The organism is Micromonospora sp. NPDC049048 (genome assembly GCF_043197615.1).
In the GTDB taxonomy this organism is placed as follows: domain Bacteria; phylum Actinomycetota; class Actinomycetes; order Mycobacteriales; family Micromonosporaceae; genus Micromonospora.
Genome location: NZ_JBICTM010000014.1, coordinates 55182 through 74572, shown reverse-complemented (window position 1 = coordinate 74572; position 19391 = coordinate 55182). Strand labels below are relative to the sequence as shown.

The window sequence follows — 19391 nt, the reverse complement described above, 5'->3', positions numbered from 1 at the left end:
ACCGGATCCTGGTCGGCGCGCGCCGGATCCGCCACGTACGGGTCAACGACCTGATCGACCCGGAGGCCGTACGCCTGGACCGCCCCTACGGCTGCGTCCTGCGCTCGCCGGTGCCGGTGGTGGTGCAGTTCCTGCGCCAGGACACCCGGCTGCCCGGCGTCGTCGCGCTGACCGGCGTCATGGCCCATCCCGCCTGACGTTCGGCACCCCCGCGAACCGGGTACCCGCGCCCATGGCGCTCTCACAGTGCAAGCCGGCAGCGACCAAGGCGGACTCCCGGCTGCGCCAGCAATGCCAGGAGGTCTACCGACGGTTGCAGACGTACTTCATCCTTGCGGTGCAGGCCGGGCTGGCCGCCGCGCTGGCGTGGCTGGCGGCCAGGATGTTGCTGGGCAGCCACGACCCGACCTTCGCCCCCGCCGCCGCGGTCGGTGTGATCGCCGCCGCCATCGGCAACCACGCCCGCCGCGCCGTCGAACTCGTCGCCGGCGTAGGGCTTGGGATCCTCGTGGGTGACCTGCTGATCAACCTGCTGGGGACCGGAGCATGGCAGACCGGCGCCATCGTCTTCGTGGCGATCGCCGTGGCAGCAGCGGTGCGCGGCACCGGCGCCCTGATGGCCCAGGCCGGCGGTACGGGCGTGCTGGTCGCCACCGTCACCCCGACCAACCCCGACCTGGAACTGCCCCGGACGCTCAACGCGCTGATCGGGGGAGCGATCGGGCTGCTGGTCGTGCTCATCCTCGTGCCCCTCAACCCGATGCGCACGCTACGGCGCGTCGCCGACCCCGCACTCGACACCTTCGCCAAACAAATGACCGTCACGGCGCGAGCGCTGGCCGACGGTGACGCCCGCGCCGCCGAGGAACTGCTCGACGAGATGCGCGACGCGGAGCCGGAACTCGACCGGCTCGACGAGGTCATCATCGCCGCCGACGAGGTTGCCCGCCACTCACCGCTACGCTGGCACCGCCGCCGTGTGCTGACGGCCTACAAAGACGGCGCCGAGCACATGGAACGGGCGTTCCGCAACAGTCGCGCCCTGGTGCGTCGGATCGGCACCGCCCTGCGCGACGACGAACCGGTGCCGCCCGACCTGCCCGCCGCCATCGAGCTCTACGGCGAGGCGGTCCGGATGCTGCACCGCGAATACCTCGCCGTCGAGGAGCCGGTGGGCGCTCGGGAGCGGGTACTGGCGGCGGTGCGGGAAGCCGGCAAGGCATGCCGTCAGGACATCGGCTTCTCCGGCACCATCGTCGTATCCCAACTACGGACCATCGCCAACGACCTGCTCCGCGCTACCGGTGTCCCACGCGAGGAGGCACGCCGGCTGGTGCGGCGGGCCGCCGCCGGCTACGGGTGACCCTGCCACCCCGACTACTTTCGGTGGATGCCGAAAGTAGTCGATGGCGTTGAGATCGTGTATGCAAGATCGATATTCTAACGAAGTTGGAAACCTCTCTGTTGCCAACGCCGTGACAAAGAGGTGCCGTTGGTTCTCGGCGCCCCCTTTAGCGCCCGCGCCTAGTGCCGCTAGGTCACCAGCGAGGTCTATCGGGTGAAGTGGACCAGCGTCGCCGTGATGGGACATGCGCCTGGGTTGACTCTCAGTCGAGCACGTAGGCACACGTCGTCGCGGTGATGGTGCTCAGAGGTAGCCGCGGAAGTCGTAGATAACTATACCTGCCTCGTTGACCGCCAACCGCCCAGTCACCGGGTCAATCCGCCGTACGTAGAGCATCTGGGTCTTCAGCCGCTGCGGCTCGAGGTTCGTCACCGGCTGATTGGCGCATGTTGCGGACGTTGGCAATGGCCAGACGACGGGCAGGTCGGACGTCACTGTCTGCTCGCCGTCGAGAGGCCCACCATAGAATTCCACCAGCACGCGGTCCACGCCTCGAGCCCTTCAACGCCGACAGCTCACCGTCTCGCTGCTAGTAGAAGCCAGAGAAGGCGTAGGTCTTGTCGATGAAGGCTACCCGGCGGCTGAGCTGTTTCGCCCGTCCGGCCGGTCAGCCTGCTCCGGCGCGCCCGCCGGAGCAGCCGTCACGGCGGGTGGCCGTCAGCTCCTCCGCCGTGGTGTGGGCCCGCCGCGCAAGGACGGATGACGCAGGCCGGCATCACCACGGTGTCCGTGGTCGCCTATTTGGTGATGCAGGTGGCATTGTTCTTACACCCGTCAGCCGACCGGGTGACCCACCAACGCCGCGCTCTCTCGCACACCACACCGCTCAACGGGCGAGAATAGCAACCGCCATGCCCCATGACAGGCGTACGTCCTGGTGGTGGGTGGCCTTCCCAGACGAAAGCGTGAGGACCTTCAGCCTGTAGGTCCGACAAACCGCGGCAGCCGGGTACGGGTGGAGCGATGCCTCCCGGGGCGCCCTGTTCGACGTTCACAGCCGTGTAACCGGCGGCAAAGAGTGATCTGCCGAGGCCGGCCTCGCAGTATCCCTACGCATCCCCTATGGTGGGGGCATTTCGTGCAGGCACTATCGCGTCAGCGCTGGGTTGAGGGCTATCGTGCTGCGTCATGGATAAGTATGACGGTCAGGTGACGCTGATCCTCGACGATGGCACCGAGATCGAGGGCATCGCGGCTCTAAGATTAACGGACAGTGCTGTCGGCGTCTGGGGCGGTGTGATCCGTAGCCGAAACGGCGGGGCTCTGTACCAGATCCACGAAGACTGCGGCGGCCGGTTGCGGTTCTCGGATGGGCGCGAGGCGGCATTCTTGTCCGCCGCGTTCCAAGTTGAGGTCGGTCGTATGTCAATCCGCGGTAGGGGCAACGCGCCCTTCTAAGAACTCCTAACGTTCTCGCCGGTTTTGAGCAGGTAAGCGATGTCCAGGACCGGCCACCCCTGGGCGGACATCATGCACCCGACGCAGCTGCGCCGCGTCCTTCGCCGTCCGGGCGATTCGCTGCAACCGCTGACCATCGGTCAACGACACTCGCCGGACAAACACATCCGGGCGTCGACCCATCGGCGCCACCTCCCCTCAGGCACTGGGACACAGCCTGCCGACGGATGCTCAGAACCAACGGGGTTGCACGTTGGACGTTCGAAGACGGTCCCAACTCGCAGCGGATCCTCTGTTGGCTATTCATACGAACGATCGCTGGGCACGGAGGTGACGATGCGTGACAGCCTGTAGAAAGTTTTCACCGTTGCTCTCGGCGATATAGAAGTTTTACGATTCAGGCCCCATCGTTCAACCCTCCCTCGCGGTACGAACATCGGAGGCAACAATGTGTGACGCACCGGAGACAGGCCAGCTGCTCCACGTACCGGCACGGCGCCGCGCCCTGTTCACGGCGCTGGGCGTCGGCGCCGGCATCGGGGTGCTCGGCCTGCCCAGCCCCGCGTTGGCCGCCGTCACCGGCTGGAGCAACCCGGCCCGCGGCACGCTGACCTCCGGCTACAAGAGCCCCAGCCGGCCCGGTCACCTCGGCTGGGACGTGGCCAACAGCCAGGGCACCCCGATCTACGCCACCGCCGACGGAACCGTCCGGGACGTCAAGACCAACTCGTACCCGGGCGACACGACGAGCGGCCCACTGGCCGGCCGCACCGGCAACAGCGTCCACATCAACCACGCCGACAGCTACTTCTCCTACTACGGCCACCTGCACCGGGTGCTGGTCAGCGCCGGCCAGCGGGTCAGCTGCGGGCAACTGATCGGCCTGATGGGCAACACCGGCAACTCGACCGGACCGCACCTGCACTTCGAGATCCACCGGCCCCGGCTGACCTCGCTGGACCCCCGGGTCTTCCTGGCCAACCGGGGCATCACCCTCGGCTCGACGGCCCCGGTGGGCAGCACCGGCTACCCCAGCGTCAGCCAGGGCGCCTCGGGCTGGGTGCCCCGGGTGATCCAGTACCTGGTGCGGGCCCGCGGCATCTCCGTCGTCGTGGACGGGATCTACGGGGCCGGCACCACCAGCGCGGTACGCAGCTTCCAGAGCAGCCGGGGCCTCTACGCCGACGGCCTGGTCGGCCCGATCACCTGGACCGCGCTCGTCCTGCCCCTGCGCGAGGGCAACTCCGGCGACCTGGTGCGCGGCCTGCAGACCGCCCTCAACGCCCGCGGTGCCAGCCTCCTCGTCGACGGCGGCTTCGGTTCGGTCACCACCAGCGCGGTGCGTGCCTTCCAGAGCCGCAACGGCCTCGTCGCCGACGGCCTCGTCGGGCCGGTGACGTGGAGCGTGCTCATCTGAGCGGCACCGTCACAGCCAGCCGTTGTCGCGGGCGGTGCGGAACGCCTCCGCGCGGTTGGCCACCCGGAGCTTGCTGACCGCCACGCACATGAACACAACGACATCGAATACGTTCTGTCGCCACCGAATGTGAGCTGTGGCCTCGCGCTCGGTGGTGACAGAGGGTGCTGGGTAGCCGAGCAGGATTCGATGTTGCTAGAAGATTCTGACCAAGCTCCGCTGCTGCCCCCGACGGGCCACCGCGATCATCAACGCCATCCTTGCCCTACATCACGGCCCGACCAGCCAAAACTCACGATCAAAAGCGCTCATTGGTACCGTCATCGGCGGTGCGGTCTGTCGCAACGAGGAAGCGCTGGTCGGTGATGAAGCGCCGAACGACCGGCCAATCGGGGCCGCCGTAGTCGAGCAGCAATGTCTATGGCCGCGCGGCGACGGCGCCCGCCACCAACAGCGAACCGGCGAACGCGATCTGGTCCAACGCTTTATGTACGTCTAGGCCGCAGCCACCCACAGGTCGGGGGTGTCTCCAGAGGCAGCCGGCCACTGCGGGACACCAGCAGCACCCCGCCTCCGGCACCGGGCCCGCCGCGACGCAGGCAAGCGAGGTGCGCCCGAGCAGTCTGCTCACGCCAGACGCCCACCTGCGTATGGTTCGAGTCGGCGTGCGGACGGTGCCCGGCCTGGACGAGTTCGCGGCGCTCCTGCCTGATCTCCCAGGCGAGGAGGAAGGTCAGCGCGGTACGGATCGCCGCGACCGACACGGCGACCTCCCGCAGCGTGGGCACGGTCGCGGTCCGCAGGATGCGCTGGCGAGCTAAAACTCCAGGCCGATAAACCGGCCGAGGGCCAGACGCACCGGGACGGACTTCCCGGTACTGCGATCCCGGAGCGCGACGACGACGAAGCGCACCAGCGCCACCATCGCACCGACGCGAAGGTGATCAGAGCTCCGGCAGCCTCGACTACCCGAACCAGGAAATCCACCATCTCCAACAGCCACTTCTCGCCAGACAGGTCCCCATGCCGTTATGCCCCTGTCCCCAAGTCCGTTTCGGTATTGGTGGCTCTCCACACCCGGTCGAGGCCGGGTACGCCGACAAGCACGAGCACTGCCGAGACTTGCGTCAAGGCCTGCTGCGAACTAGCTGGCGCGATCTGCTGGCCACCGTCAGCTGCGAGGCAGGCGGCCAGCGCCGACGTCCAAACAGGTGCCAGCACCGCCCGTTTCGTCACCGCTTGGCTTCTGGCTTGGCCATGGTTGCGTCCACGGGAGTGGTGTACGACTTGCCCCGTGATGGGCGTGTTGCGTAGATGAGAGACGGCCATCGCGTCGATCCTTCAAGACGACCAAGTCAGAGAAGGAAGAGAGGACGCGATGGCCGCTTCAGAGAGTGTGAGCCCTGTTGACCTGCTGCGCGAGCAGATCGAGGGCGCGTCGCCGGACATGTTGCAGGCGATGATCCGCACGTTCGCGCAGGCGGTGATGTCCGCCGAGGCCGACGCGATCTGCGGCGCCGCGTATGGGCAGCGCAGCGATGAGCGGGTCAACTGCCGCAACGGTTACCGGCCTCGGGAGTGGGACACCCGCGCCGGAACGATCGACCTGGCGATCCCGAAACTGCGCCACGGTAGCTACTTCCCGGACTGGCTGCTCACCCACCGGCGGCGGGCCGAGCATGCCCTGGTCTCGGTGGTCGCCACCTCGTATCTGCTCGGGGTCTCGACGCGGCGGGTGGAGAAGCTGGTCGAGCAGCTCGGCATCCGGCAGCTGTCGAAGTCGCAGGTCTCGGAGATGGCCGCGCACCTCGACGCGCAGGTGGAGGCGTTCCGCAACCGGACCCTGGACGCCGCCCACTACACGTTCGTGTGGATGGACGCCCTGACCATGAAGGTCCGCGAGCACGGCCGGACCGTCAATGTCCACGCGCTGGTCGCTGTCGGGGTCAACGCCGACGGCGCGCGCGAAGTCCTCGGCGTGGACGTCGCCTCGGATGAGGACGGCGCCGGCTGGCTGGCGTTCCTGCGGTCGCTGACCGCCCGCGGCTTGTCCGGCGTGCGTCTGGTCATCTCCGATGCCCACGCCGGCCTCGTGGCCGCGATCGGGGCGGCCCTGCCCGGCGCGTCCTGGCAGAGGTGCAGGACCCACTACCTGCGCAACCTGCTGACGAAGGTGCCGAAGTCCGCGCAGCCGTGGATCGCCACCCTTGTCCGCACGATCTTCGACCAGCCCGACACCGACGCCGTCCAAGCCCAGTTCCAGCGGGTCGTCGCCACGATCGAGGCGAAGTTCCCAGCCGCCGCCGAGCATCTCGACGCCGCCCACGACGACCTGCTCGCCTTCACAAGCCTCGCCCTCATCAATCTCCGGGCTGCGCACACCGTCCCTGACCTACAAGATCAGGTTGGAAGACTCACTAGATCGGCAGCCAGGCCAGGGTGTACGTCAGGCAGGCGCGCCTGGGTGACCATGGTGAGCAGGTCGAGTTGCAGCGCGGCTTAACGCATGGTCCGCGCCGGAGTGTTCCGGCGCGGACCGTAGGGTGTCGACTCGTCTCGCAGGGCTGACAGCCGGGACACGAGTCCCTTCGCGGGACTACTAGCAGAGAGGTACACCCGGTAGCTGTTGCGCCGGGTGGTTGATGAAGATGTTGGAGATGAAGCCGTTCTGGTCCCGCAGTCGCGACCACCAGTTGTTGACGTAGCCCTCGGCGTAGACGGTGTCGCCCTGCTTCTGGCATGTGACGTTGACGAGGGTGGGACCGGCCAGGGAGGTCACGGTCGACGCCCACAGGTACGCGTCGCTGCGGACGCGGACGCCGGAGCCCCAGGTCCAGAAGGCGGTGCCGCCGCAGCCGTTGTCGCTGGTGAGGTAGTACTGGTGGTAGGAACCGGGGTAGGCGAGTGCGGCGCCGTTGATCCTGATGGTCTGGCCGACGCCGTTGTATAGCTGCTCGTAGTGGATGTGCGCGCCGAAGGAGTTGCCGGTGTTGCCGGTGGTGCCGATTTGCTGTCCCGTGTTCACCCATGCTCCGTGGGCGACCGAGAACGCGGCGAGGTGGAAGTAGTAGGTCTTCCAGCCGCCGCCGTGGTCGATGACGATGTAGTTGCCCGCACCGCCGGACTGCCAATGGCGGGTGGCGGTGCCGGCGGCGGAGGCGAGCACGGGGGCGCCGGCGGTGCTACCACCGTCGGCGCGGACGAAGTCGAGGGCCATGCGCACCTCGGCGCTGTGGTGGCTGTACGTCCACCGTTGGCCGCAGGGGTACGGCGCCTTGAAGTTCGGGGCCGCCTGGGCGGGCGAGGCGACGAAGAGTGTGGCGGTCAGCGCTGTGGCGAGGGCGGCCACGAGCGTGACGAGGGACTTGAACGATCGCACGGTTCATCCTGAGGGGTTGGTCATAGAAGGCTTCCGATGCACTTACGTCCGAAGATCATAAGGGCGCCGTCGACGGATGTTAATAGCTTCCAGAGACGCAGAGACCTACCGAAGGATCCTGCCGTCGCTGTTACCGTCTCGTCGCGGTACGCAGTGGGATCCGGCCGCTGAGGGTCATGTCCGCGCTGGTGGTGTAAAGATGGCCATCGCGAGATCTAGTTCGATGTCTGCGGCGATCGGGGTAGGGGTCGGGCTGGCTGGTGTCGCGGTGGCCGGTGCGACGGTGATTATGGGCTTGGCGAGTAGTTCCAGGCCCATGTAGCGGCGGCCTTCGGTCCATTCGTCGGTCTGTTCGGCGAGCACGGCACCGGCGAGGCGGATGATGGCCGGACGGTACGGGAGGATCACGACGGCCCTGGGGGGGGCGACGGACCTCCTTGTTCAGATGTTCCTGCAGGTTGCTCGATCAGATCTGCCGCCAGATCCCGCACGGGAAACCGGTGGAGGCGACGAGGTTGTCGCGGGTGGTGTCGAGGTGTTCGGCCGCAACCGGGAACTTGGCTTCGACGGTGGCCATGACCCGGTCGAACTGGGCTCGGACGGCGTCGGTGTCGGGTTGACGAAGATCGTACGGACGGGTGTGGCGATCCAAGGCTGCGCGGACTCGGGCACCATGGTCAGCAGGTTGCACAGGTAGTGGGTGCGGCAGCGTTGTCATAACGCGCCGGGCAGGGCGGCTCTGATGGCCTGCTTGCGCCAGCCTGAGCTTCGGAGATGACCAGGCGAAGACCGGACACGCCGCGGGCGGTCAGGCAAGAACTACGCCCTCCGTCGCACGTGACGTGCCGGCAGTGGGCGGGCAGTTCAGCTTGGTTGTCCGGCGGCGGCGCGGCGGACGAGGGTGCGGGCCTCGACGCGCCGCACACCCGTTGAGCGCAGTAGTTCATTGGCGACGATACGCAGTTGAGAGACGGCGATCGTCCCGGAGAAGCCGATCTCGTGCCGGCAGGCCTTGCCGCCGAGCCGCACCGCATGTAGCACGCGCTCGCGGGCCTGGACTGGTTCCTCACCAGCCAGACACGCGCGGTGCAGCAGCCGCACCGCCGTGCCGTACTCCTCGATAGCGGCGGGCAGGTCCGGCGGCACCGGTTCGGCATCCCGCAGCGCCGTGCCCGCGCGGCGCACCAGTGTCCGGCTGTTGCGGTAAGCCCGCTCCATATGCTCGACGCCGTCTCGGTAGGCGTACACGATCTGCCGGCGGCGCCACCGCAGCGGGGAAAACTGGACCACCTCCTCGGCGGCGGACACCGCCTCGCGAAGCTGCATCAGCTTCGACTCTGAGTTCCGCATGTGCTTCAGCAGGACCTCCGCTCGACGAGCGTCACCATTGGCCAGGGCCTCAGCGCAGGCGGTCATTTGATTGGCGAACAGATCCAAGGCGGAGCCGGCGACCCGCCGGACGGTGCGCAGCGGGTTGAGCGGCGCCAAGACCAGCATCACGAATAACCCGACCAGGCCGCCGACCAGGGCGTTGATCGCCCGGGGAAGCTCCAGATCGGGGTTGGCCGGAGTGAGCGTCGCTACCAGGACCGCTGTGGCACCGGCCTGAGTCATCAGCAGGCCGGTGCCCCGGGCTGCTGCGGCACCAGTGATCGCCAGGAAGACAATGATGCCCGTCTGCCACGCCCCGGTGCCGATCAGGGCGATCAGCAGGTCACCGGCGGCGATGCCGACGCCGATGCCCAGAAGTAGCTCGACGGTGCGTCGGGCCCGCTTGGCCAACGAAGCGCCGATCACCGCCACCGCGGCGCCCGGGGCGAATGTGGGCTCCTCGATACGCAGCAGATGGTGAGCGACCACCCAGGCGAGCATCGCGGGCCACGATCTCCCCCGTGCAGCACGGCTGTCTGGTGGACGCCGTCGGCGAGGCGTTGTCGCAGGTAGGAGTAGAACGGGCGAGGACGCTGAGTCGGCTGCTGGCGTTCGGGCCGATCAACGCCTCGGCGGCGGCGTGGGCGTACTTGCGGGAGGTTCTGACGTTCATCTCAAGGCGGCGGGCCGTTGCCTTGATCGGCAGTCCTTCGGCTCGCAGGGCGTACACGGCCGCGTGGCATTCTTTCGAGTAAGGTGCGCCTGCAACGTCACGTCGTAGACCGACAGGTCAGGACGGGCCCACAAGCAGCGGACGCGGTGGTGCCATCGGTGATGTTCGCAGGAGGTGGCGATGTCGACCTCGGCGTCCGTCGCCTGACCCTGAAACGTAGAAGCTATTCCGGCCCGGCTGGCCGGGGCGGCGATGGTGGCCCCGGCCAGGTCAGTGGATCAGCGCGGCGCCCACCGGGCTGATGGGTTGTTGCGGGGTCGGACGGGCGGAGGCCGCAGGGGTGAGCGGGTGTTGCGGTTGGACCGGTCGGTCCAGAACGGCGAGGGCCGCCACATGGTGTGTGTGGTGGTGTGGCCGTCGGCGGGGAAGGTGTCCCGCTGGGTGTAGCCGTGTCCTTGCAACAGGTCGCGGTCGGTGTCGGTGTAAACCTCGGCGTAGGGGTGGGCAGGCTGAGCGTGTCCATCCAGCGCTGCGATCCGTCGAGGATCGCCGCAGCGCGGTTCGAGTCCGTCGGGTCAGGCGCGGCGAGCAGCGCGAGGTGGTTGTGCGCCTCGGTGGGACGGTGCGCGGCGAGTGCCCGGTCGAACTGGAGGAACCGGTCCTGACGTGCGCCGCACTCATCGGCGAGACAGTCGGCGTATCGGGCGGGGGCGGGATGGGGCGGTAGCGGTGGAACCAGACGGTCGCGGCCGTGCCGTCCGGGAGCAGGAAGGCGTCGCCGAAGAACAACGCGTGTTCCGTCCAGATCCGGGCCACTGCGGCGAGAATGGTCGGTCGGCGGCGCTCGTCAGGGACGAGCCAGGTGCCGAGGTCGGTGGGCGTGAGGGTGCCGGTGACGAGATCGGCGATCCGGCCGATGTCGCACCATCGCGCACGGCAGCACGACGACCATTATCGGCAGCCTCAGCGTTCACCCCGAGGAGGGACCATGGGCCCCAGCATTGTCCTGCCCGAGCTGCCCACGTACCTGTTCACCCCCAACCTCGCGGGCTTGCTGTCGCTCGCCCTCACTATCCTACTGCCGCTCTCGGCGGCGCTGTTCATGCGACAGTCGTGGTCGGCCGGTCCGAAGGGCCTGGTGCTGCTCGCACTGGCCGCCTTGAAGGCGTTTCTGGAGGCGTGGTTGGCTGCCACAGAGGCAGGCATCGCCTTCAACGTGGTCGAGGTCGGCTACGCGGTAGTCATGAACTTCGGCATCGCTGTAGGCGCCTACGTCGGTCTGCTGAAGAACACCCAGCTTCAGCAGGTCGCGATCAGCAGCGGATTCGTCCGCGACAAGATCATCGACGGCACCGCAACGGAACGCACTGCCTGACCCAGACTGCAGTAGCTGAATCGGGTGACGACCAGAGCGCAGCCGCAACCGGGCGAAGGGGACCACCCGTTACACCCGGTGGCAGGCGCTCGGCGTCCTGGTCGGTAGCCCTGCAGACGAAGGAGCGCGAAGACCTTCAGCCCTGTAGGTCCGCCAAACCGCGGCGGCCCCGCTCACCCTCCGGTGGGCGGGGCGGCTTCGTGCCGTCCGGTGCTTACGGCACCGCCCCGTGCGGTGGCACTGGCCTGCTACCAGCCCGGTACTCCACCGGCGGCGTCGTCTGTGTGGGTCGGGTGCAGTGCAGGCTCGCTTGCGGTGGGGTGGCGAGACAGCCCCGCGAGGGGTTCTGGCCTATAGGCCAGAACCCCTCGCGGTGACCTACTTCAGAGTGCTGGCGTCAGCCGTCACTCGCGGTTCTGCTCCGACGCAGGAGCACGGAGGCGGTACCGCCGACGGTGACCATGGTGGCGCCGATGGCGAGCAGCCACCACAGTCGGGTCGTGTTGTCGCCGGTCACGGGCAGGGTCGGGCTGGGGCTGGTTGAGCCACCCCCGCTTTCATGAAGCTTCTTGATCATGGTCTGATGGCCGTGGGGAGGAAGTCGTCCGTGGCAGCACCGAAGAAGTACCCCGATGCGCTACGTCAGCGCGCTGTGCGCTTGTACCGCGAGTCGGACCCGAAGCCGGTGATCCGTCGCTTGGCCGAGCAACTCGGTGTGATCGGAACGTGGTCGACCTGGGGCTGACCTCGAACATCTACGAGATCTGGCAGACATCGGGGCGCACCTACGGCGCGGACCGGGTCCACCGGCAGTTACGCCGCGACGGCATTCGCGTGGGCCGCAAACGCGTCGAGCGGCTGATGGCCGAGCAGGGCTGGCAGGGGGCGTTCCTGCGTCGCGGCTGGCGCGGCGGCTCCACGAAGCAGGATCCACGGCACACGCCGGCGCCGGATTTGGTGAATCGGCAGTTCACCACCGACGGGCCGAACCGGCTCTGGGTTGCCGACGCAACCCGCATCCCGTGCGGCGAGGGCGTGTTCTGGCTCGCCGCGGTCCGCGACGCGTTCTCCCGCCGGATCGTCGGATGGAAGACCTCCGACCGCTGCGACACCGACCTGATCCTCGCCGCCCTCGAATACGGCATCTGGTCCCGCGACGTCTGCGACGGCCAGTTGATCCACCACAGCGACCGCGGGTCGAACTACACGTCGTTCCGCTTCGCGGAACGCTTGCAGGACAACGGAATCTTGCCCTCGATGGGCTCCGTCGGCGACAGCTACGACAACGCCCTCATGGAGAACTTCTGGTCAACCCTGAAGATCGAACTCGTCTACCGCACCTCATGGCGGACCCGTGACGAGGCCGAGAACGCGATCTTCGCCTACATCGACGGCTGGTACAACACCCGCCGCATCCAGAAAGAGTTGGGCTACCTCAGCCCGAACGAGTACGAGACCGCCTGGCACAGCCGCCAGACGCAACCAGCCGAACCAACTATCGTCACCCCTGCGCCAGCCGGCAGCAGGTAACCACCGCTCCATAAAAGCGGGGGGAACTCACGGCTGTGTGGGCATTCGCTGGCCTGGGACGGGCGGACAGCCCGACCCGCGCCCGTACACCTCGCTCGACAGATCCTGGAGGACCATCCCGGGCGCAAGACGGCTGCACGCTGAGGTGTGAACGGCCGAGAGGGCCCGCACACGGCCGGTCATTACACGCATACTGGACCGAGACTCTGGCACACGCGGCACAGCGCGACCGCCGATCGGGAGGACGGGGAGGCTTACCACCCACCCCGCGCATCGCAATGCCCGATTCTCAAACCACAACGCCCCGTTGAGCACCGGTTCCGGTTACCACGCTGCCAGCTTGGTGGACACGGTGTCCGTCCTCCCACAATAGCCACGTGTGAACCTATCGATATGGTCGTTCTGTTGAACCAGATCGTGAGCTCGAACATCACGGCCCACCTCGGCGGTTGCCCGCCATGGTGTGTCAAGGTCCATGCCGAGGAGGAGTTGGGTAGTCCGGGCGACCGGGCCCGGGGGCACTCCCGGATGGTGATGCAGACCCATAAGGGTGAGGTCGGCGGGATGGCGGTGGAGATTTTCTCACTGGAGCACCTTGACCAGCCCGAGGAGAACACCCCAGCGGAGTTGGTCGTGTCCGCTCCGGATCCGCTCAGTCTGGCCGACGCCGGCTACCTCGCCACCTCCATTAGGAAGGCGGTAATGGAAGCCCGCCGATCGCACCGGCCGTACTGGCTGAGGCGGGCGTGTCCTTCCTGGTGTGTCGCGACGCACCAGGACGGCGACCATCTCGAGGATCGCATCCACTGGCCAGACGACTCGCCGCCTGTGCTGTTGTCGCTACACAGCTCAGTGAGTACTGCCGGCGAGTCGTGCAGCGATGGGACGTACCGGCCGCCGGGGCTGGAGGTCGACTTGGAGCAGCACGCCGACGCGGTCGAGCCGGTGGTGAAGTTCGTGATCGAGGGCGCGACGGCGGCGTTGCGGCTCACGCTGGACGAGGCTGAGCAGGTGCGGACGGCGGTCGGACGAGTTGTGGCCATGGCGCGCGATACGGACAACCAGCTGGTCGAGGCCGGATTGGCCGGTCCAGCGCCGAGGCCATACCGGCCGAGCCTCGACCAGACCGTGGCCGATCTGGTGGTCCACGACGAGGGCCTGACGGCCGAGCAGAAGATCAGCGTGTTCCGCGGCGTGGTCGCCGAGCGACTTACCCAGCAGGGTCTGAGCGTCGCTGAGCAGGCTGTGCGGTTGAACTGCACCGAGGAGCAGGTGCTGGACGCGATGGTGGACTTCGCGATGTGGTCGCACGCCGGCTACCTGCTTCCACCCGCCAAGCCGGCCGAGCCGCAGTGCCCGGTGTGGTGCGGTGGGGAGTGCCTTACCGAAGACGGCGTCCGCCTGCACGACCGGCACGTGGCCGCCGTGTACGGCCAGCACCACGAATGTGCCAACGACATCAAGGTGGCGACGGTCGACCTTCAGGCGTTCAACTCTCCCGACGGGTACGACGAGCCGCCATCAGTGACGCTGGCCATCGACAACCCGGAACAGCGCCCCACCGACATGACCAAGCTCGACGGGATGAACCACAACGCGGTCCGGAACCTGGCCGCATCGCTGCTGTCGGGCTTCTGGGACCGCACGACGATCCGGCTCACCCCTCAGAAAGCGGCGAACCTCGGCGCGTCACTGATCGCCGCATCCCGCGCTGCCCACAACAACACCGCAGTCAAAGCCTGACCACAGCGAGGATGTGGAGCGGTCCGGACCCTGCGCAACGAGGTCCGGGCCACTCATCCAGGGGACGGCTCAACCCGTGCAGATGACGTAGAACCAGTGGCCCCTGATCCTGAGGTGTGGTGCACCGTGTGCAGCTGCCGGCCGGCGAACTCCGCACGGCCCCGGGATGTCGGGCACGTAGGGCACTCCCACGTCCCGGTGGCCGAAATGACGTACCGGGCTAGCCACTCCCCGGCGCCGGTCTGCACCGCCAGGCGCTCCCCGGCTCACCGCACCTTCTGAGCCCGGACCGGCCGGAGCACCGGAAGGTCGTAGCGCTGCTCGTAGGCCCCGCAGATAGTCCACGACGTGCCCGGCGGTCGGGAACTCCTCACCCTCCTGCCGCGGCATGCCCCACCCCCGGCAGCGGGCTGTACTCCGCAGGGGAGAACAACCGCAACGACTCTCAGCCATGCCGCCACGCGCCACCCGGCTGCGGCTGGGCGTTCGAGGGGTTGCGTCCACGGGAGTGGTGTACGACTTGCCCCGTGATGGGCGTGTTGCGTAGATGAGAGACGGCCATCGCGTCGATCCTTCAAGACGACCAAGTCAGAGAAGGAAGAGAGGACGCGATGGCCGCTTCAGAGAGTGTGAGCCCTGTTGACCTGCTGCGCGAGCAGATCGAGGGCGCGTCGCCGGACATGTTGCAGGCGATGATCCGCACGTTCGCGCAGGCGGTGATGTCCGCCGAGGCCGACGCGATCTGCGGCGCCGCGTATGGGCAGCGCAGCGATGAGCGGGTCAACTGCCGCAACGGTTACCGGCCTCGGGAGTGGGACACCCGCGCCGGAACGATCGACCTGGCGATCCCGAAACTGCGCCACGGTAGCTACTTCCCGGACTGGCTGCTCACCCACCGGCGGCGGGCCGAGCATGCCCTGGTCTCGGTGGTCGCCACCTCGTATCTGCTCGGGGTCTCGACGCGGCGGGTGGAGAAGCTGGTCGAGCAGCTCGGCATCCGGCAGCTGTCGAAGTCGCAGGTCTCGGAGATGGCCGCGCACCTCGACGCGCAGGTGGAGGCGTTCCGCAACCGGACCCTGGACGCCGCCCACTACACGTTCGTGTGGATGGACGCCCTGACCATGAAGGTCCGCGAGCACGGCCGGACCGTCAATGTCCACGCGCTGGTCGCTGTCGGGGTCAACGCCGACGGCGCGCGCGAAGTCCTCGGCGTGGACGTCGCCTCGGATGAGGACGGCGCCGGCTGGCTGGCGTTCCTGCGGTCGCTGACCGCCCGCGGCTTGTCCGGCGTGCGTCTGGTCATCTCCGATGCCCACGCCGGCCTCGTGGCCGCGATCGGGGCGGCCCTGCCCGGCGCGTCCTGGCAGAGGTGCAGGACCCACTACCTGCGCAACCTGCTGACGAAGGTGCCGAAGTCCGCGCAGCCGTGGATCGCCACCCTTGTCCGCACGATCTTCGACCAGCCCGACACCGACGCCGTCCAAGCCCAGTTCCAGCGGGTCGTCGCCACGATCGAGGCGAAGTTCCCAGCCGCCGCCGAGCATCTCGACGCCGCCCACGACGACCTGCTCGCCTTCACCGGCTTCCCACGCGAGATCTGGCGCCAGATCTGGTCCAACAACCCGCAGGAACGCCTGAACAAGGAAATCCGCCGCCGCACCCGACGTCGTCGGGATCTTCCCTAACCGGCCAGCGATCATCCGCCTCGTCGGCGCGGTCCTCGCCGAGCAAACCGATGAATGGACCGAAGGACGCCGCTACATGGGCCTGGAACTCCTGACCAAAGCCCGCCTGATCACCCTCGACACCAGCCAACACGACACCGACCAGCCCGACGCGGCACCGATCGCCGCATAACATCAGACCGGATCACGCGATGGCCGTCTCTTACACCACCAGCGCGGACGTGACCAAGCAGGCCCGGGACAAGAAGGTGCAGCCGCCGGATCTGCCCTACAAGCTTCGCCGCCTGGCCGACCTCAACACCCGCGCGTCCGGTCTCCCGGTGTGCTATTTCTCCCCGCTGGAGCAACTGACCTCACTGGTCGACGGTGAGCCCCCGATGATCGGACCCGGGTGGTCGCTGCCGCCCGGCGACGAGATGATCCCGACCGTGCGGACGATCGGCTACCGCAAGGGCGTGGGCGCCAACGGGTCCATGCCACCGATCCTCCACGCCAAGCTGGCGCTACTCGGCCACCTTTGGGAACACGACGAAGACGACTTCGGGCCGGCCGACGTCACCGCCTTCACCCCGAAGCGACTCTGGATCGGGTCAGCGAACTTCACGGCGTCGTCACGACGCAGCCTCGAGTTCGGCTTCTGGACGGAGGACCCCGTACTGCTGCGCGGTGCCGAGGAATTCCTACTGGACCTGATCGGCAGCTCAGAGGGCATCGACCCGGACGCCGACCTGCACCTGCCGGAACGGGCGCTACCGGACTTCGACGACTCCGCCATGGCGGAGTCGGCGGCCGAACTACGGTTCGCCGACCCCGAAGACGACTAACATCGCCGCACTCGGCCGCCCGCTCCCGCTGTCATCGAAGCGCGGATCACCGCGCCAAGGTCTGTGGGTGGCGCCAGCGGTCCCGCCTCGGTCCGAGTGAAGCGGGAGATGAAGGCGGTCATTGGGAAGCGTGCGTGCTACCCAATTGTCGACATCGCCAGAACCCTCGGCGCTCAGATCCGAGGGATATCGCGGCCTGCATGGTGCTCCGATGGTGCTCGGATGTTCGGCACCGGTCGAGCACGGGCGGGTCGAAATCAGCACGGTGAGCCCGGCAGCGGCGAGCCCATCACCCTGCCCGTCGCCTGCAGCGCGTGGACCAGCCGAAACAAAAAGCCCTCCGCGTGGACGAAGGGCTTGCAATACAGTACGAGCTATGAGACTTTGTATTCGGTGGGGAAGGTGGGTTACCCTTCCTCCTACGGATCAGAAGGTTAGGGGTTCGAGTCCCTTCGGGCGCACCACTTGAGCAGGGAATATAGCCGATCGGCTATATTCCCTGCCTTCGTATGGGTCATGTGTGGGTCGCGGTTGTGACCCACGTTTGAGCAGCTCAGAGGCGCTTTGGTTCGCGGTCGCGCCGCTCGGGCGGCTTCTGGGCAGCCGAGCACCATCGGAGCACCACGGTCTCGGTATGTGGGATATCTGAATGTGAAAATGGGAGGCCCAGGAGGCGGGGGCGCATGTTTTCGCAGGTAGCGGCCTTAGTCCGGCATGCGCTGGCGGCACCCCTGCGGCCCGACCCATCTGATTACTGCTCAGATGCTTCCAGTCACGAGAGACGACATCGACCGAGACCGCAGGCTGGGCGAAGAGCCGCTCGTCGAGCATCTTGTCCACCTCGTCGGCGACCCTGCTCGCGTTGGCGTGTTACGTCTGCTCAGCGAGTCGGCGAGGCGGGGCAGGAACCGTGTCGGTGGCCTGGTCGCGTCGTGGGGATGGTCTGTTGGCCGCATGGTCGTGGGGCCGGATCGCGTTTGGCCGACGCCGTGTCAGCAGTGCAGTAGTCCCAGCCGCAGGTGAACCTATGGCTGGGACTCTGTGTGAACACTGGACCTAGTGACTTGTGGGAGCGGGTTGTCCGGCGAGCTCCTGGTGGTTGGTGAGCTGTCGGCTGGTGAGCACTCGTCGCGCTTTCGCGCGCTGTTGGGTGCGGCGCCGCGGCACCCTCAGTTGGGGTGTGTGCTTCGGTGGCTTTCGGGCTCCTGCCCCGGTGATGTCCGGTTCCGGGTGTGGCTTGGTCGGCGCTGGGGCGGTGCCGTCGTCGGTGTCTCGGGTGCGGTCGATCTGTCGTTTGATCTCCGCGCCGGGTTTGCCGGCCTCGATGAGGTAGGAGGCCGTGATCTCGGCGGCCTTGTGCGCGGCTGGCGGTAGGACGGTGGTGTAGATGTCGGCGGTGACGCGGATGTTGGCGTGTCCGAGTTGGTCCTAAACGGTTTTGATGTCCGCGCCAGCGGAGTGGGCGAGTGAGGCCGCGCCGTGTCGGAGGTCGTGCAGCCGGATCGGTGGGAGTCCGGCGCGGTCGACGAGCAGCCGCAGGCGTTAGGGGAGGTAGCCGGGGTGCAGGGGTAGTCCGTCGGGGCTGGTGAACACGTAACCGCTGTCGTGGCACACCTTGTTGGCGTCGACGCGTCTGGCGCGGCGATCCTGCTGCCGTTGTCGCTGCTGGCGCAGCACCTGCACGGTGTGCTTGTCGAGCGCGACCAGGCGGCGGCTGGCCGCGGATTTCGGTGGTCCCTCGTGCACGTCGTACCCGGCCGTGGTCCGCTGCCGGACCACCGACAGCTGCCCCTCGTGCAGGTCGACGTCGGCCCATCGGAGCCCGGCGGCCTCGCCGCGTCGCAGTCCGCGCAGCGCGATCAGCCACCACAGGGCGTAGAGGGTGTCGTCGCGGACGAAGTCGAGGAAGGCGGCGAGCTGCGCGGCTGTCCACACCGCGATCACCGGGCGCTCGCCGATGGCCTTCCACTCGGCGACGCGGGCGTCGGTCCACACCTCGGGCTGGAGGCGTTCCCGAGGGGGTAGTTCCAGACCTCGGGCCGGGTTGTCGGTGATCAGGCGCGAATTACCACAAGCTGCACGGGTCCGGCAGTTCCACGGCTGCTACTCCGTCGGCGACGACCAACTCTGGGGCGTCGTGCGGCGGCGTAAGAGCGCCGCGAACACCCTCGCGGCGCTCAAGTCGATCCGCGCAGCCCGCCCGGACGGGGCACCGATCTACGTCATCCTGGACAACCTGTCCGCGCACAAAGGCCTCAAGATCCGCAGGTGGGCGGCCCGGAACAAGGTCGAGCTCTGCTTCACCCCGACCTACGCCTCCTGGGCCAACCCGATCGAGGCCCAGTTCGGGCCGCTACGCACCTTCGTCATCGCCGGCTCGAACCACTCGAACCACCCGGCGCTGACCCGGAAACTGCAGGCTTACCTGCGCTGGCGCAACGCCAATGCCCGCCACCCCGACGTCCTGGCCGCCCAACGCCGCGAACGCGCCCGCATCCGCAGCGAACGACAACGACGCTGGGGCCAGCCAGCTACCCGCGCAGCCTGACCAACACCGTCAACGTTCGTGGTCACGGCACTAGTCGATCTTT

At 67.6% G+C, this 19391-nt stretch carries 15 protein-coding genes and 4 pseudogenes; 12 read left to right on the top strand and 7 right to left on the bottom strand.

Annotated elements, in window-relative coordinates:
* The coding region (locus tag ACGFIG_RS29925; RefSeq protein ID WP_393008580.1) for a sensory rhodopsin transducer at positions 1-197 on the top strand (197 nt) is incomplete at its 5' end.
* Positions 198-232: 35 nt separating this feature from the next.
* Positions 233-1363, top strand: coding sequence for an FUSC family protein (locus tag ACGFIG_RS29920; RefSeq protein ID WP_393008578.1), 1131 nt, complete (start codon positions 233-235; stop codon positions 1361-1363).
* Positions 1364-1648: 285 nt separating this feature from the next.
* Here the strand turns inward: ACGFIG_RS29920 and ACGFIG_RS29915 are convergent, their stop codons facing one another.
* Entirely contained in the window at positions 1649-1894 is a 246-nt protein-coding gene (locus ACGFIG_RS29915) for a hypothetical protein (RefSeq protein WP_393008576.1), read from the bottom strand.
* A 639-nt stretch (positions 1895-2533) separates the two neighbouring features.
* Here ACGFIG_RS29915 and ACGFIG_RS29910 point away from each other — a divergent pair.
* Positions 2534-2803: a hypothetical protein gene (locus tag ACGFIG_RS29910; protein WP_393008574.1), complete on the top strand. Its 270-nt coding sequence runs from the start codon at positions 2534-2536 to the stop codon at positions 2801-2803.
* Positions 2804-3251: 448 nt separating this feature from the next.
* Positions 3252-4220 carry a peptidoglycan DD-metalloendopeptidase family protein gene (locus ACGFIG_RS29905; protein ID WP_393008572.1) on the top strand — a complete coding sequence of 323 codons (969 nt, stop codon included), beginning with the start codon at positions 3252-3254 and terminating at the stop codon, positions 4218-4220.
* A gap of 659 nt (positions 4221-4879) precedes the next feature.
* On the opposite strand, the pseudogene ACGFIG_RS29900 reads toward ACGFIG_RS29905, so the two are convergent.
* Positions 4880-5210: pseudogene (locus ACGFIG_RS29900) on the bottom strand (DUF1622 domain-containing protein); the annotation flags it as partial.
* 388 nt (positions 5211-5598) lie between these two features.
* On the opposite strand from ACGFIG_RS29900, the gene ACGFIG_RS29895 reads away from it, so the two are divergent.
* Positions 5599-6723: an IS256 family transposase gene (locus tag ACGFIG_RS29895; protein ID WP_393008570.1), complete on the top strand. Its 1125-nt coding sequence runs from the start codon at positions 5599-5601 to the stop codon at positions 6721-6723.
* Positions 6724-7038: 315 nt separating this feature from the next.
* On the opposite strand, the pseudogene ACGFIG_RS29890 reads toward ACGFIG_RS29895, so the two are convergent.
* From ACGFIG_RS29890 to ACGFIG_RS29875, 4 genes and pseudogenes are all read right to left on the bottom strand, one after another.
* Positions 7039-7548: pseudogene (locus ACGFIG_RS29890) on the bottom strand (M23 family metallopeptidase); the annotation flags it as partial.
* Positions 7549-7773: 225 nt separating this feature from the next.
* The gene (locus tag ACGFIG_RS29885) at positions 7774-8007 is read right to left on the bottom strand and encodes a hypothetical protein (protein ID WP_393008568.1); all 234 of its coding nucleotides are present in this window, start codon (positions 8005-8007) and stop codon (positions 7774-7776) included.
* Positions 8008-8065: 58 nt separating this feature from the next.
* Entirely contained in the window at positions 8066-8176 is a 111-nt protein-coding gene (locus ACGFIG_RS29880) for a transposase (RefSeq protein ID WP_250100356.1), read from the bottom strand.
* A gap of 287 nt (positions 8177-8463) precedes the next feature.
* Positions 8464-9471 carry an aromatic acid exporter family protein gene (locus ACGFIG_RS29875; RefSeq protein WP_393008566.1) on the bottom strand — a complete coding sequence of 336 codons (1008 nt, stop codon included), beginning with the start codon at positions 9469-9471 and terminating at the stop codon, positions 8464-8466.
* Between the two features lie 1160 nt (positions 9472-10631).
* Here ACGFIG_RS29875 and ACGFIG_RS29870 point away from each other — a divergent pair.
* From ACGFIG_RS29870 to ACGFIG_RS29845, 6 genes and pseudogenes are all read left to right on the top strand, one after another.
* Positions 10632-11018: a hypothetical protein gene (locus ACGFIG_RS29870; protein ID WP_393008564.1), complete on the top strand. Its 387-nt coding sequence runs from the start codon at positions 10632-10634 to the stop codon at positions 11016-11018.
* A 726-nt stretch (positions 11019-11744) separates the two neighbouring features.
* Positions 11745-12548, top strand: a complete 804-nt coding sequence (locus tag ACGFIG_RS29865) for an IS3 family transposase (protein WP_393008562.1) — start codon at positions 11745-11747, stop codon at positions 12546-12548.
* Positions 12549-12581: 33 nt separating this feature from the next.
* Entirely contained in the window at positions 12582-12692 is a 111-nt protein-coding gene (locus ACGFIG_RS29860) for an RNaseH domain-containing protein (protein ID WP_393008590.1), read from the top strand.
* Positions 12693-12953: 261 nt separating this feature from the next.
* On the top strand, positions 12954-14291 hold the full coding sequence (locus ACGFIG_RS29855; RefSeq protein WP_393008560.1) for a DUF6907 domain-containing protein: 1338 nt from the start codon (positions 12954-12956) through the stop codon (positions 14289-14291).
* Positions 14292-14902: 611 nt separating this feature from the next.
* Positions 14903-16148 (top strand): annotated as a pseudogene (locus tag ACGFIG_RS29850) (IS256 family transposase).
* A 19-nt stretch (positions 16149-16167) separates the two neighbouring features.
* The gene (locus tag ACGFIG_RS29845) at positions 16168-16800 is read left to right on the top strand and encodes a hypothetical protein (RefSeq protein WP_393008558.1); all 633 of its coding nucleotides are present in this window, start codon (positions 16168-16170) and stop codon (positions 16798-16800) included.
* Between the two features lie 1542 nt (positions 16801-18342).
* On the opposite strand, the gene ACGFIG_RS29840 is transcribed toward ACGFIG_RS29845, so the two are convergent.
* Entirely contained in the window at positions 18343-18795 is a 453-nt protein-coding gene (locus ACGFIG_RS29840; RefSeq protein ID WP_393008556.1) for a hypothetical protein, read from the bottom strand.
* Positions 18796-18860: 65 nt separating this feature from the next.
* On the opposite strand from ACGFIG_RS29840, the pseudogene ACGFIG_RS29835 reads away from it, so the two are divergent.
* Positions 18861-19348: pseudogene (locus tag ACGFIG_RS29835) on the top strand (transposase); the annotation flags it as partial.
* Positions 19349-19391 lie beyond the last annotated feature (43 nt).

Bases quoted from the DNA above. Each gene is read 5' to 3' on its own strand.
- ACGFIG_RS29920 (WP_393008578.1), top strand. From the start codon at position 233: ATGGCGCTCTCACAGTGCAAGCCGGCAGCGACCAAGGCGGACTCCCGG.
- ACGFIG_RS29910 (WP_393008574.1), top strand. From the start codon at position 2,534: ATGGATAAGTATGACGGTCAGGTGACGCTGATCCTCGACGATGGCACC.
- ACGFIG_RS29905 (WP_393008572.1), top strand. From the start codon at position 3,252: ATGTGTGACGCACCGGAGACAGGCCAGCTGCTCCACGTACCGGCACGG.
- ACGFIG_RS29895 (WP_393008570.1), top strand. From the start codon at position 5,599: ATGGCCGCTTCAGAGAGTGTGAGCCCTGTTGACCTGCTGCGCGAGCAG.
- ACGFIG_RS29880 (WP_250100356.1), bottom strand. From the start codon at position 8,176: ATGGCCACCGTCGAAGCCAAGTTCCCGGTTGCGGCCGAACACCTCGAC.
- ACGFIG_RS29875 (WP_393008566.1), bottom strand. From the start codon at position 9,471: ATGCTCGCCTGGGTGGTCGCTCACCATCTGCTGCGTATCGAGGAGCCC.
- ACGFIG_RS29870 (WP_393008564.1), top strand. From the start codon at position 10,632: ATGGGCCCCAGCATTGTCCTGCCCGAGCTGCCCACGTACCTGTTCACC.
- ACGFIG_RS29845 (WP_393008558.1), top strand. From the start codon at position 16,168: ATGGCCGTCTCTTACACCACCAGCGCGGACGTGACCAAGCAGGCCCGG.